This is a genomic window from Mycolicibacterium mageritense (assembly GCF_010727475.1).
In the GTDB taxonomy this organism is placed as follows: Bacteria; Actinomycetota; Actinomycetes; order Mycobacteriales; family Mycobacteriaceae; genus Mycobacterium; species Mycobacterium mageritense.
This window is the reverse complement of sequence record NZ_AP022567.1, coordinates 6,187,260-6,199,535: the sequence shown is the minus strand read 5'-3', so window position 1 is coordinate 6,199,535 and position 12,276 is coordinate 6,187,260. Positions and strand designations below refer to the sequence as shown.

General features: G+C 67.8%; 13 protein-coding genes. 5 read left to right on the top strand and 8 right to left on the bottom strand.

What is annotated here, in order from left to right; all coding sequences use genetic code 11:
- Positions 1-62 precede the first annotated feature (62 nt).
- On the bottom strand, positions 63-1,103 hold the full coding sequence (locus G6N67_RS29915; protein WP_036441459.1) for an AraC family transcriptional regulator: 1,041 nt from the start codon (positions 1,101-1,103) through the stop codon (positions 63-65).
- A gap of 70 nt (positions 1,104-1,173) precedes the next feature.
- On the opposite strand from G6N67_RS29915, the gene G6N67_RS29910 reads away from it, so the two are divergent.
- Together G6N67_RS29910 and G6N67_RS29905 are read left to right on the top strand one after the other, a co-directional pair.
- Positions 1,174-2,562 carry a cytochrome P450 gene (locus G6N67_RS29910; protein WP_036441457.1) on the top strand — a complete coding sequence of 463 codons (1,389 nt, stop codon included), beginning with the start codon at positions 1,174-1,176 and terminating at the stop codon, positions 2,560-2,562.
- Complete coding sequence (locus G6N67_RS29905; protein WP_230023631.1) at positions 2,559-4,034, top strand: flavin-containing monooxygenase; 1,476 nt, start codon at positions 2,559-2,561, stop codon at positions 4,032-4,034. The genes G6N67_RS29910 and G6N67_RS29905 overlap by 4 nt, the downstream gene beginning before the upstream one ends.
- Positions 4,035-4,038: 4 nt before the next feature.
- Here G6N67_RS29905 and G6N67_RS29900 read toward each other — a convergent pair whose 3' ends face one another.
- Positions 4,039-4,512 carry an SRPBCC family protein gene (locus G6N67_RS29900; protein ID WP_036441451.1) on the bottom strand — a complete coding sequence of 158 codons (474 nt, stop codon included), beginning with the start codon at positions 4,510-4,512 and terminating at the stop codon, positions 4,039-4,041.
- A gap of 99 nt (positions 4,513-4,611) precedes the next feature.
- On the opposite strand from G6N67_RS29900, the gene G6N67_RS29895 reads away from it, so the two are divergent.
- The gene (locus tag G6N67_RS29895) at positions 4,612-5,214 is read left to right on the top strand and encodes a TetR/AcrR family transcriptional regulator (protein WP_036441448.1); all 603 of its coding nucleotides are present in this window, start codon (positions 4,612-4,614) and stop codon (positions 5,212-5,214) included.
- Between the two features lie 90 nt (positions 5,215-5,304).
- On the opposite strand, the gene metK is transcribed toward G6N67_RS29895, so the two are convergent.
- From metK to mihF, 5 genes are all read right to left on the bottom strand, one after another.
- The gene (metK, locus tag G6N67_RS29890; protein WP_036442228.1) at positions 5,305-6,504 is read right to left on the bottom strand and encodes a methionine adenosyltransferase; all 1,200 of its coding nucleotides are present in this window, start codon (positions 6,502-6,504) and stop codon (positions 5,305-5,307) included.
- 129 nt (positions 6,505-6,633) lie between these two features.
- The gene (coaBC, locus tag G6N67_RS29885) at positions 6,634-7,878 is read right to left on the bottom strand and encodes a bifunctional phosphopantothenoylcysteine decarboxylase/phosphopantothenate--cysteine ligase CoaBC (RefSeq protein WP_036441445.1); all 1,245 of its coding nucleotides are present in this window, start codon (positions 7,876-7,878) and stop codon (positions 6,634-6,636) included.
- A 16-nt stretch (positions 7,879-7,894) separates the two neighbouring features.
- Positions 7,895-8,218 (bottom strand): DNA-directed RNA polymerase subunit omega, encoded by a 324-nt coding sequence (rpoZ, locus tag G6N67_RS29880; protein ID WP_036441443.1) that lies wholly within the window; start codon positions 8,216-8,218, stop codon positions 7,895-7,897.
- A gap of 95 nt (positions 8,219-8,313) precedes the next feature.
- Entirely contained in the window at positions 8,314-8,898 is a 585-nt protein-coding gene (gmk, locus tag G6N67_RS29875; RefSeq protein WP_036441441.1) for a guanylate kinase, read from the bottom strand.
- Between the two features lie 10 nt (positions 8,899-8,908).
- Complete coding sequence (gene mihF, locus G6N67_RS29870; RefSeq protein WP_003894434.1) at positions 8,909-9,226, bottom strand: integration host factor, actinobacterial type; 318 nt, start codon at positions 9,224-9,226, stop codon at positions 8,909-8,911.
- A gap of 547 nt (positions 9,227-9,773) precedes the next feature.
- On the opposite strand from mihF, the gene G6N67_RS29865 reads away from it, so the two are divergent.
- Positions 9,774-10,289 (top strand): hypothetical protein, encoded by a 516-nt coding sequence (locus G6N67_RS29865; protein WP_163642336.1) that lies wholly within the window; start codon positions 9,774-9,776, stop codon positions 10,287-10,289.
- A gap of 135 nt (positions 10,290-10,424) precedes the next feature.
- On the top strand, positions 10,425-11,477 hold the full coding sequence (locus tag G6N67_RS29860) for a DUF2330 domain-containing protein (RefSeq protein WP_163642334.1): 1,053 nt from the start codon (positions 10,425-10,427) through the stop codon (positions 11,475-11,477).
- Here G6N67_RS29860 and pyrF read toward each other — a convergent pair.
- Complete coding sequence (gene pyrF, locus G6N67_RS29855) at positions 11,465-12,274, bottom strand: orotidine-5'-phosphate decarboxylase (protein ID WP_036441430.1); 810 nt, start codon at positions 12,272-12,274, stop codon at positions 11,465-11,467. The two genes, G6N67_RS29860 and pyrF, sit on opposite strands and share 13 nt — an antisense overlap.
- Between the last annotated feature and the right edge of the window lie 2 nt (positions 12,275-12,276).

The window sequence follows — 12,276 nt, the reverse complement described above, 5'->3', positions numbered from 1 at the left end:
GGAACGAGCTGTAGCGCTGCGCCGTTCAAACGGCCGGCTCATGCGCACACGTCACCAAGGCGTCACATTCGGCTCTTGCCCGTGAAGGCGCTGGGCGGCATGCCGTGCCAACGCTTGAACGCGTGACAGAATGTCGAGGTCTCGGTGTAGCCGAGGCGGCGCGACACCTCCTCGACCGTGAGCCCGACGTTGCACAGCAGGTCGACCGCCAGCGCGGACCGCGCCTCGTTCACCAGATCGCGAAACGACGTGTTCTCTTCGGCGAGCCTGCGGCGCAGAGTCCGTGGATGCATGTCGAGTTCGGCGGCCACATCCGGCAACGCCGGAAATGCACCGGAGTCACGAAAAAGCTTGCTGCGCACCACGGCTGTGATGCCGCGGCGTCTCTCGTGGCGCTGCATCAAGACCTCGCACTGCGCGACGCACATCTGCAGGGTGTGCCTGTCAGCCGCGGGCAGCGGCTCGTCGAACATGGCCCGCGGGAAATGCAGCCGGTTGTACGTGCGCCCGAACGTCCGGTCCACCACCGGCAGCAACGCCAGGAGTCCCGAGACCGCATCGGGATCCAGGCTGGCCTCGACGCGCACCTGGTCGGCGTACCGCGTGATCACCGGAAGCGCGAATTCTCTTGTCGTCATGACAATTCCGGCCACGTCACGCTCGAGGAAGAAGACCTGGACGTCCGCGGGCAGGTGATCGACCTCGAACTCCAGCAGGCAGCTGTCCGCACCTTCGAACAGCTTGATGCCGATGTTCAGCATCGTCAGCGCGAAGTACCGCATCGAAATGCCGAACAGCTCACGGAACGTCGCGCACGACATCGCCGCGAAGCCGAACAGGCCGAGATGGGTGAGCCGGAACCTGCTGCCGACGTCGATCCCGAGCCCCGTGGCGTCGGGCACCGCGGCGAGCACGCGGCGCACGGCGACGATCTCGTCCGACGCCGTGACGAGCGCGTCGGGGTTGTGGAGATCCCCCGGCTCGATCCCGGTGCCCGCGAGAATCTCGGCCGTGGGAATGCCGCGCTCTTCGGCGACCTCGCACAACACCCGGGTCGTGTAGACCGGGCGCCGCAGATCGGGCGACCATGCCGTCGGCGTCATGTCCCAAACTCCCAACTCCGTGTCCGATAATCCCATTCCCTGTGCCCGCTGTCCGAAATACCGTAAATCTATGGCGGCACCATCGGCGCGGCTGAACACGTGGGACATGACCCGCGAGGCCATCACGGTCGGGTTCGATGCGGGAGAGTCTTTCCTCGGCCGCTGCCGAGGTCGGGACATCACCCGGTTCCGCTGCGGGGGAAGGCGTTTCGTCGTGCTGGAGCACCCTGACTACGTCGACCACGTCCTGCATGCCGGCCGGCTGCGCTATGTGAAGTCCGACGACTACGAACCCATCCGGGCCGCCGCAGGCATCAACCTGCTCACCGACGAGGGCGACTCCTGGGCGATGCACCGGGCCGCGCTGAATCCGACCTTCGCGCGCCGTCACCTCAACGGGCTGGTCGACCTGATGCGTGCACCCATCGAGCAGATGATCGACGACCTGGCCGCACGTGGTGACGGCGTGGAATTCGACATGCACGAGACCATGGTCGAGACGACGCTGCGAGTCGTGGCCAACGCGCTGTTCAGCCAGGATTTCGGGCCGCTCGTGCACAGCATGCACGACTTGGCGACCCGCGGGCTGCGCCGGGCCGAGAGACTCGAACGCATCGGCCTGTGGGGACTGCTGCCGCCCCGGGTGTATGACGCCATCACGTGGTGCACGTTCGCAGGCATTCCGCTGCCGCCACCGTTGCGCGAGGGCCAGAAGATCGCGCTCGCGCTCGACGACGCGGTCAACGCCGTGATCGACGACCGCGCGGCCCACCCCACCGATGCGAACGACCTGCTCAACGTGCTGTTCCGCGCAGACGACGGCAGCTGGCCGCGTAAGCGGATCCGCGACGAGGCACTGACCTTCATGCTCGCCGGCCACGAGACGACGGCCAACGCGATGTCGTGGTTCTGGTATCTGCTTGCGCTGCATCCTGACTCACGCGACCGCATGTTCATCGAGATCGACGACGTGTTGGCCGGTCGCCGTCCGGACGCCGATGACCTGCCCCGGCTGCCGTGGACGACCGCGTGTGTGCAGGAGGCGCAACGGTACTTCTCGGCGGTGTGGATCATCGCCCGCGAGACCATCGCAGACGACGTCGTCGACGGTCCGGCCGGCTCACACCACATCCGCCGCGGCAGCACGGTGATCATCCCCATCCACCACATCCACCACGACCCGCGCTGGTGGCCCGAGCCCGAAACATTCGATCCGACACGGTTCCTCACCCCCGCTCCGGACCGGCCCCGGTCGGCGTACCTGCCGTTCGGCGGTGGGCGGCGCATCTGCATCGGGCAGAGCTTCGCGCTCATCGAGATGGTGCTGATCGCCGCGATCATGAGCCAACGGTTCCGGTTCGACCTGCAGCCCGGCCATCCCGTCGAACTCGAAGCCACGTTGACTCTCCGACCCAAGCGCGGCGTCCACGTCGTCGCGCACAGCAGGAAGGCGGCTTGATGCCCGACTACCACACCCTGATCGTGGGTGCCGGATTCTCCGGTATCGGCACGGCGGTGAACCTGGACAAGGCCGGGCTGCGCGACTACCTCGTCGTGGAAGCCGGTGACGGAGTCGGCGGCACGTGGTACTGGAATCGCTATCCCGGTGTCGCCGTGGATATTCCGTCGTTCTCGTACCAGTTCTCGTTCGAACAGTCGCCCGACTGGTCACGCACGTACGCGCCAGGACGCGAACTGCGCGCCTACGCCGAGCGGTGCGTCGACAAATACGATCTACGGTCCCGGATCCGGTTCAACACCGAGGTTTCCGGCGCGGTGTTCGACGACGGTGCGGACGTCTGGCGTGTCGAACTGTCGTCCGGCGAAGTGCTCACGACGCGGTTTCTGGTCAACGCCGGCGGTGTGCTCACCATCCCGAAGCTGCCCGACATCGACGGTGTGGATTCCTTCGCGGGCCTGACGATGCACACCGCACGCTGGGATCACACCCAGGATCTGACCGGCAAGCGGGTGGCGATCATCGGCACCGGCGCCACGGCGGTCCAGGTGATTCCCGAGATCGCCCCGATTGTCGAGCAGCTCACCGTTTTTCAGCGCACACCCATCTGGTGTTTCCCGAAGTTCGACGTGCCCCTGCCCACCGCGGCGCGCTGGGCCATGCGCATCCCGGCCGGGCGGACCGTGCACCGCCTGATCAGCCAGGCATATGTCGAGTTCACCTTTCCGCTGGCCGCGCAGTACTTCACGATCAACCCGTTCGCCAAACGGGCCGACGCCGTGGGGCGGGCGTACCTGCGCCGCGAGGTCCGTGACCCGGCGGTGCGCGACAAGCTCACGCCGCGCTACGCCGTCGGGTGCAAACGGCCCGGTTTCCACAACACCTACCTGTCGACGTTCAACCGCGACAACGTCACACTCGTCACCGAGCCCATCGACAAGATCACCGGATCGGGCGTCGCCACCCGCGACGGCCAAACTCGCGATGTGGACGTGCTGATCCTGGCCACAGGGTTCAAGGTGATGGACGTCGACGCCATGACGTTCGACATCACCGGGCCCGGCGGGCAGACGCTGAGCTCGTTCTGGGAACAGAACCGGATGCAGGCCTACGAAGGCGTCAGCATCCCCGGATTCCCGAACTACTTCACCGTGATGGGCCCGTACGGCTACGTCGGATCCTCGTACTTCGCTCTGATCGAGGCGCAGACCCACCACCTGGTGCGGTGCATCGCGCAGGCCGACCGGCGTGCCGCTCGGCGGGTCGAGGTACGCCAGGAGGCCAACGACCGGTACTTCGCCGAGATGATGCGCAAGCGGCACCGCCAGATCTTCTGGCAGGACAGCTGCTCACTGGCCAACAGTTACTACTTCGACCGCAACGGCGACGTGCCACTGCGACCCGCCACCACGCTCGAGGCGTACTGGCGCAGCCGCAGCTTCCCGCTGGACGACTACGCGTTCACCTCGTAACCGTTCAGGACTCAGCGCATGCCTTGACGGCGCTGAGGGTCCGTTCCATTCCGGCTTCCAACAGTTCGGTGAAGGCCTGCTGTCCACCCAGGTGCGACTCGGTCAGTTCGAGGGAAAGTTGCGATATCCCGTCGGGGGTCTCGCGCCGTTGCGTGAGCACGGTGCCGTCGTCGCCATACGGGCTGATCGAGAACGACCAGATCGTGTAGTTCTCGGCGATTCGGAACGCGATCTCTTCTCCGGGCACGTACCGCACCACCTCGCCGTGCGTGATCCACTCAAGCTCGTCTTGGCGGTTGAGGTTGGTAAACGCGGATCCGAGCCGGATGTCGCCGTCTGGGTCGCGCATCTTCACCGACACCACCTGCGGGCTCCACTCCGGCATGCGTCGGACGTCCCGGACGATGCCCCACACCACCGACGGCGTCGCATCGACGGTGATCCGGCGTTCCAGTAGGGCTTTGAAGGTGGTGGCCATCACTACTCCAATCTATACGACCGATCGGTCGCATTTAGTGTCCGCGCTGACCGTACGCGACCGGGCCGCCCACGTCCACGGTGTGACTACTGTGAACCGATGAGCGCTTTACCCGCAGCTGACGGGCGGCGGGCGCGCGGTGACGCCACCCGGCGGCTGGTCGCGCGTGCCGCCGCAGACATCGCCACCACCCACGGCCTGGACGGAATCACCGTGGGTGGTTTGTCCGCGTCGACCGGGGTGAGCAAGAGCGGAATCCTCACGGTCTTCGGCAACCGGGAGGCGATCCAGCTGGCCGCCGTGGCCGAGGCGCGCCGGGTCTACATCGACGTCGTCATCCGTCCGGCACTGAGCTCTCAGCCCGGGACCGCGCGGCTCGACGCCCTGCTCGATTCGTGGTCGGCGTATCTGCGCGCCGAGGTGTTCCCCGGCGGCTGCTTCGTGACGGCGACATCGGTCGAGTTCGGGCATCGCACCGGGCCCGTGGCCGACGCGGTGCGAAACCTGAAGCGGGAGTGGCTCGATCTGCTGGAAAACGAGTTCTCCGTAGCTGGTTCACCCGATCCTGCCGAAGACGCCTTCCGGGTCGACGCCTACCTGTGCGCCGGCAACAGCCGGCGCGAGCTGTTCGGCACCGATGACGGACTTGAGTGGGCACGCGCACTCGCGGGCGGCGTCGTCCAGCGCTACCGGCAGGTGTGATCAGCGGTATCGACCACCCGCCGAGCAGACGCAAATGCCCCCGACACGCCGGGCGTGCGGGGGCATTTGCGTCTGCTCGCGCAGGGAAAGTTAGACCGAGGCCTTCAGGTCGTCGACCTTGTTCAGCTGTTCCCACGGCAGTTCGACATCTGTGCGGCCGAAGTGCCCGTAGGCCGCGGTCTGCGCGTAGATCGGGCGCAGCAGGTCCAGGTCGCGGATGATCGCGCCGGGCCGCAGGTCGAACACGCTGCTGATGGCCTTCTCGATGCGGGCCGGGTCGACGGTCTCGGTGCCGAAGGTCTCGACGAACAGGCCGACCGGGGCGGCCTTGCCGATCGCGTAGGCGACCTGCACCTCGACGCGCTCCGCCAGGCCCGCGGCGACGACGTTCTTGGCCACCCAGCGCATCGCGTACGCGGCCGAGCGGTCCACCTTTGACGGATCCTTGCCGGAGAACGCGCCGCCGCCGTGACGGGCCCAGCCGCCGTAGGTGTCGACGATGATCTTGCGACCGGTCAGACCGGCGTCGCCCATCGGCCCGCCGAGCACGAACTTGCCGGTCGGGTTGACCAGCAGGCGGTAGTCGGAGGTGTCGAGCGAGTCGTGGCCGAGGTCGTTGAGGACCGTGTTGACGACCTTCTCGCGGATGTCCGGGGTCAGCGTGGCATCCAGATCGATGCCCTCGGCGTGCTGGGTCGAGAGCACCACGGTGTCGAGGCGGACCGGGGTCTTGCCGTCGTACTGGATGGTGACCTGAGTCTTGCCGTCGGGGCGCAGGTAGTCGAGCACGCCGCTCTTGCGGACCTCGGTCAGCCGCCGGGCCAGCCGGTGGGCCAGCGCGATGGGCAGCGGCATGAGCTCGGGCGTGTCGCTGATGGCGTAGCCGAACATCAGTCCCTGATCGCCCGCGCCCTGCGCGTCGAGCGGATCACCGGCGCCCTCGACGCGTGCCTCGTGCGCGGTGTCGACGCCCTGGGCGATGTCCGGGGACTGCGAACCGATGGCGATGTTGACACCGCACGACGCGCCGTCGAAACCCTTGGTCGACGAGTCGTAGCCGATCTCCAGGATGCGGTCGCGCACGATCTTGGGGATGTCGGCGTAGGCCGAGGTGGTGACCTCGCCTGCGACATGCACCTGACCGGTGGTGACCAGCGTCTCCACCGCGACCCGCGACTTCGGATCCTGCTCCAGCAGCGCGTCGAGCACAGAGTCGCTGATCGCGTCACAGATCTTGTCGGGGTGCCCTTCGGTTACCGACTCACTGGTAAACAGGCGACCTTCGCTCACGGTCCGCATCCTTTCCGTTCAACCTCTGAAAAACTTAGTTAGGCGAATCATATCTCTGCCCAGTTTGCACCCAAGCGTCTGGGACGCCGTTGCGCAAGGCTTACCCGCACCGAAAATTCGGACGCCCGCTCAGGCGTCGCGGTTGCGCAGGAAAGCCGCGATCGAGTCCACGATACGGGTCGCCATCAGCGTCTTCGATCCGTGCTCCAGCGCAACTTCGGCACCGTCGGAACTCAGCAACCATCCGTCGTTGTGGTCGACCTCGAAGGCCCGGTTCTCCCCCACGGCGTTCACCACGAGCAGGTCACAGCCTTTGCGCTGCAGCTTCGCCCTGGCGTGGAACAGCACATCGCCGTTCGCATCGCCGGTCTCCGCCGCGAAACCGACGATCGCACGCATATTTGGCAATTGCCCGTCGGCGCGCGCACGCACCGCGCCGGCCAGCACGTCGTCGTTGCGGACCAGATCGATCGAACTGGGTTCGGACGCGCCCTTCTTGATCTTGCTGGTGGCCACGTGGGCGGGACGGAAATCGGCGACGGCCGCCGCCATCACGAGCACATTGGCAGCGGGCGCATGTTTGGACACCGCATCGCGCAGTTGTGACGCCGACCCGATGTGCACGACCTCGACGCCGGCCGGGTCGATCAGGCCCGCGGTGTTGCCGGCAATGAGGGTGACCTCGGCGCCGCGCTGGGCCATCACGCGGGCCATGGCGTAGCCCTGCTTGCCCGAGCTGCGGTTGCCGATGAACCGCACGGGATCGATGGGTTCGCGAGTGCCGCCCGCCGTCACCAGAACCTTGACGCCGGACAGGTCGTAGGGCAGCGCGTCGCCCCGATCGAGCAGCAGATGCGCCAGCGTGGTGATCTCTTCGGCTTCCGGAAGCCGGCCCGCGCCGCTGTCCGAGCCGGTCAGCCGGCCCGCGGCAGGCTCCAGCACGACCGCGCCGCGCCGCCGCAGAGTGGCGACGTTGTCGACAGTGGCCGGGTGGAACCACATCTCGGTGTGCATGGCCGGTGCGAACAGCACCGGACATCGCGCGGTCAGCAGCGTCGCGGTGAGCAGGTCGTCGGCGCGGCCGGCGACGGCCCGTGCCAGCAGGTCGGCGGTGGCCGGTGCGACGACGACGAGATCGGCCTCCTGCCCGATGCGGACATGGGGCACCTCGTGCACGTCGGTGAACACCCCGGTGTGGACCGGGTTGCCGGACAGTGCTTCGAAGGTGGCGGCGCCGATGAACTGCAGCGCGGATTCCGTGGGAACGACGCGGACACTGTGGCCGGCCTCGGTGAGCTGGCGGACCACGGTGCACGCCTTGTAGGCGGCAATGCCGCCGGCCACACCGACGACGATTCGCTTACGCGCGCTCACGAGCCGGCCGGCCTGGCTATTCGCCCTCGGTGTGCTCGAGGAGATCCTCGTGGATCTCCCGCATCGCGATCGACAGCGGCTTCTCCTGGAGGCCGGGCTCGACCAGCGGGCCGACGTATTCGAGGATCCCGTCACCGAGCTGGTTGTAGTAATCGTTGATCTGGCGCGCGCGCTTGGCGGCGTAGATCACCAGCGCGTACTTGCTCGACGCGCGGTCCAGCAACTCGTCGATGGGCGGGTTGGTGATGCCCAGCGGCGTGTCGTAGGCGCTGACGGCGGACGATTCGATGCCCAAGTCGTCCGCAGCGGCCAGCTGCGCATCGGCGTGCGGGGTGCTCACGAAAAAGTCTCCTGGCGGTTATGCGTGAATGCTTCTGGATTACTGGCGGGTGGCTCGCGGACCCGAGCAGATCAAAATCGGCTCTGAAGCCGGAGTCAGTTACTGCCCACCAGCAAGGATACCAATTCGGCGCATGCTGAATCCAACTGGCGGTTCACCACGACCTGGTCAAAGTCTCCCTGCGCGGCCATTTCGACCCGTGCGGTCTCAAGCCTGCGGGTCATGACCTCCGGCGATTCGGTGCCGCGGCCGGACAGCCGCGCGACCAACTCGTCCCAGCTCGGCGGCGCCAGGAAGACCGAGATCACCTCGGGCATCGCCTTCTTGACGGCTCTGGCGCCGGCCAGATCGACCTCGATCAGCACCGGGTGCCCGGCCTTGGTGGCCTCGCGCACCGGCTGCGCCGGGGTGCCCGACCGGTGCAGGCCACCGTGGATTTCCGCCCACTCCAGCAGCTCGCCTCGGTCGATGAGCTGCTGGAACCGCTCGGCGGTCACGAACGTGTAGTCGACGCCGTCGACCTCTCCCGGCCGCGGCGCCCTGGTGGTCACCGAGACGGAGAAATACAGGTCGGGAAGCCGCTCCCGCAGACACCTCACCACGGTGGACTTCCCGACGGCAGAGGGGCCGGACAACACCACGACACGCGCCGTGTGTCCGACCCCTCGGCCGGCGCTCAACCTGGGCGCCTTAGGACTGGTCGAACTTTTCCAGCAGGGCCTTGCGCTGACGATCACCGAGTCCGCGCAGGCGGCGGGTCGGGGCGATCTCCAGCTCGGTCATGATCTCCTGTGCCTTGACCTTGCCGACCTTGGGCAGGGCCTCCAGCAACGCGGAGACCTTCATCTTGCCCAAGACCTCATCGGTCTCGGCGTCGGTGAGCACCTGCTTGAGGTTGGTGCCGCCACGCTTGAGCCGGTCTTTGAGCTCGGCTCGCGCTCGACGTGCGGCAGCAGCCTTCTCCAACGCTGCCGCGCGCTGTTCGTCGGTCAACTGGGGAAGGGCCACGGGTTCCTCCGTCTCCTGGCGATTTCTCTTCGGCCATCACTTGTTTTGTTCGGCTGGAACGCAAACCAGCCAGCGACGACGACCGTACCCACGCAGGCTGACGAAAGCTAACCCCACCCCCTGGTTACGGCGCTAAAAGCCCAGCGTGTAGTGGGCTCCGGCGGCCCACCGCGGACCGCCGGAAATCCGGCACGATCGAGGCCCGGCCGCCCCGCCGCGGCGGATATCCCTGCATGTCAATGCATTTCGCAACGGTTCTCACACGCCTCCACACACCCGGGCACTCCCGTGCGGCGCCTCACGGGCGGCCCGAAGCGGGCCGGCGAGAAAATTTTCGCTGGTCACGGCGTGTCGGGCGTGTCGGGACGGTGACACAAACGTCAGCGGACAGTCCGCTGAGGCGCCGGCCACGCATCGGCTGTGCGGGTGCTCGACACGGCGCCTAACCCCTGCATAACCGCCGCATAGCCGATACACAGCTCAGCTAAATAGCCTGCTGCAGGTCGGGAGCCAACCGTGACATTGACCCTCTCGAAGGGAAGCTGGAATGAACATCAAGCGTCTGACCTGCGCCTCTGTAGCCGCAGTCGCCGTCGGAGCCGCGTCGCTGACCGCGGGCGTGGGCTTCGCGAATGCCGAACCCGGACCTCCGTGCGGTTTCGGAAACTGCCAGGGCCCCGGCGGACCGGGCGGCCCCGGCGGTCCGGGCGGAGGCCCAGGTGCCCCGGGAGGAGGCCCAGGAGGCCCCGGACGCCCCGATGCGGGTCCGGGCGGACCCGGTGGACCGGGACATCCCGACGGCGGGCCAGGCGGCTTCGGACGCCCCGACAGGCCGGGTGGTCCGGGCGGGCCGGGTGGACCGGGCGGGCCGGGTGGACCGGGTGGACCGGGCGGGCCCGGGCAGTGGGGCCCACCACCCCCGGATCTCGCGTGGCGCGGCATCGACCAGGGCCGGTTCGACCATCAGCCGTTCAACTACAACGGCAGCTGGGTGACGCCCATCTTCAATCCGGACTTCAACGGTTGGGGCTTCTGGTTCCTGGGCATCTGGATTCCGCTGTAGTTGCGATCTCCCATCAATGCTCTTGGTAATCAACAGCATTGAACACCCACCGGAGCGCACCGGAGATCGGGCCGCGAGATGGCGGCCCGATTTTGGTGCGCTGCGGCCGGTGCGGCGCAACCTAAGCTGTACTCCATGCTTCGGCCGCTCGTCGCCGTGATCGTGCTGGTGCTCGCGGGGTTGGCGACCAACGTCGCGGCACCCGCGTGGGCGTGCGGATGCGGTGCCTACATACCCGACCAGCCGGGGCCGGCCGTGGTCGACGAACGCGCGCTGATCGCCTGGAACGGCACGACCGAGGACATCCTGATGTCGTTCGGCGTCCGCGGCAGTTCGGATAAGGCCGCGTGGATCATGCCGGTGCCGTCGGCCGCCGAGGTCACGCTGGGCGACGGCGCGGCGTTCGACGAGCTCGCGCGGCTCACCGCGCCCCGGATCGAATATCGCGACTCGTGGTGGCCGAGTTTCAAATGGCTCGCCATGGGCGCCGGCCCCGTCACCGACGCCGCCGCGCCGGGCGGCGGGGTCAGCGTGCTAGACCAGCAGCGCATCGGCCCGTTCGACGTGACCAGGCTCGCGGCCGACGATCCCGCGGCCCTGGCCGGCTGGCTGGCCGGCCATGGTTTTCCGCATCCTCCGGGCCTCGACCAGAACCTGGCGCCCTATCTGGCCGACCGATGGGAGATCGTCGCGGTCCAGCTCGCAGCAGACACTCCTGACGACGGGCTCACCGGCACCCTGCAACCTCTGCGGCTGACGTTCGCGTCCGAGCGGGCGGTGTATCCCATGCGGCTGTCCCGGTCGGCCTCGACGCCCCAGAGCATCGACCTCTATGTGCTCGCCGACCATCGGATGGATCCCAGCGCCGTCCCGGTTGCCGGGAACACTCCGACGCTCCGATTCGCGGGTGCGCTGGCCCCGGCGCAGGTGTCGCCGGCGCTCGCACCGTTTGTCGGCGACGGCGCGTTCCTGACCCGGTGGAGCAACCAGATCGACGATCCGGTGGCCATCACAGGCGATTACGCCTTCGCGCCCGCGGCCGCCGACACCGAGTACCGGCAGGTGATCTACCGCGAACGCGACCGGGGCAATGTCACCGGCGCGGCACTGCTGATCGCCATCCCTACGGTGTTCATCGCCGCAACCATCGGCATCACCCTGTGGCGGGTCCGGCGTCAGGCCAGGTAGGCGACCGCGTCCCGGAACCGCTCCGCTTCTGCGCGAAGTGCCGCGACATCGGGTCCGGCACGCAACACCTCACGCGAGACCGCGGGCAGCAGTTGCTTGGCACCGCCGAGGCCGCCGAGCGCCTCCGGACGGCCGCCCTGCGCGCCTACCCCGGGCACCAGCACCGGACCGCCCAGGGCGTGCAGGTCGGGCGGGTCGGTCACGGTGGCGCCGACGACGACACCGACCGAACCCGCCGCCGCACTCGCCAGGTTGACTTCGGCCACGGCGTCGACGATCGACTGCGCCACGGTCCGCTCCCCCGCGAGGGCGCGCTGCACACTGGCGCCTTCCGGATTGGACGTCGCGGCCAGGACGAACACCCCGCGGCCGTGGGCCGCAGCGGTGTCCAGCAGCGGCTGCAGCGAACCGAACCCGAGGTATGGCGAGGCCGTCACGGCATCGGCCGCCAACGGCGAGTCGCCGGCCCACGCCGCGGCATAGGCGGCCATGGTCGACCCGATGTCGCCTCGTTTGGCGTCGGCGAGCACCAGCACACCGGCGTCGCGCAGTGCCCCGATGGTGTCCTCGAGCACCACGTAACCGGCCGAGCCGTACGCCTCGAAGAACGCCACCTGGGGTTTGACGATCGCGAAGTCGGCGAACGCCTCGACACAGATGTCGCAGAACCGCCGCAGGCCATCCGCGTCGACGTCGAGATCCCAGGCTCGCAACAACTCGGGGTGGGGATCGATCCCGGGGCACAACGGCCCGCGCGTCGCCACCGCCTCGACCAGCCGATCCCCGAACCCGGCCATGA

What these genes read in the sequence shown, in the direction of transcription:
- G6N67_RS29915 (WP_036441459.1), bottom strand. Translation starts at nt 1,103, where the DNA reads ATGACGCCGACGGCATGGTCGCCCGATCTGCGGCGCCCGGTCTACACG.
- G6N67_RS29910 (WP_036441457.1), top strand. Translation starts at nt 1,174, where the DNA reads ATGGCGGCACCATCGGCGCGGCTGAACACGTGGGACATGACCCGCGAG.
- G6N67_RS29900 (WP_036441451.1), bottom strand. Translation starts at nt 4,512, where the DNA reads ATGGCCACCACCTTCAAAGCCCTACTGGAACGCCGGATCACCGTCGAT.
- G6N67_RS29895 (WP_036441448.1), top strand. Translation starts at nt 4,612, where the DNA reads ATGAGCGCTTTACCCGCAGCTGACGGGCGGCGGGCGCGCGGTGACGCC.
- G6N67_RS29865 (WP_163642336.1), top strand. Translation starts at nt 9,774, where the DNA reads ATGAACATCAAGCGTCTGACCTGCGCCTCTGTAGCCGCAGTCGCCGTC.
- G6N67_RS29860 (WP_163642334.1), top strand. Translation starts at nt 10,425, where the DNA reads ATGCTTCGGCCGCTCGTCGCCGTGATCGTGCTGGTGCTCGCGGGGTTG.
- pyrF (WP_036441430.1), bottom strand. Translation starts at nt 12,274, where the DNA reads ATGGCCGGGTTCGGGGATCGGCTGGTCGAGGCGGTGGCGACGCGCGGG.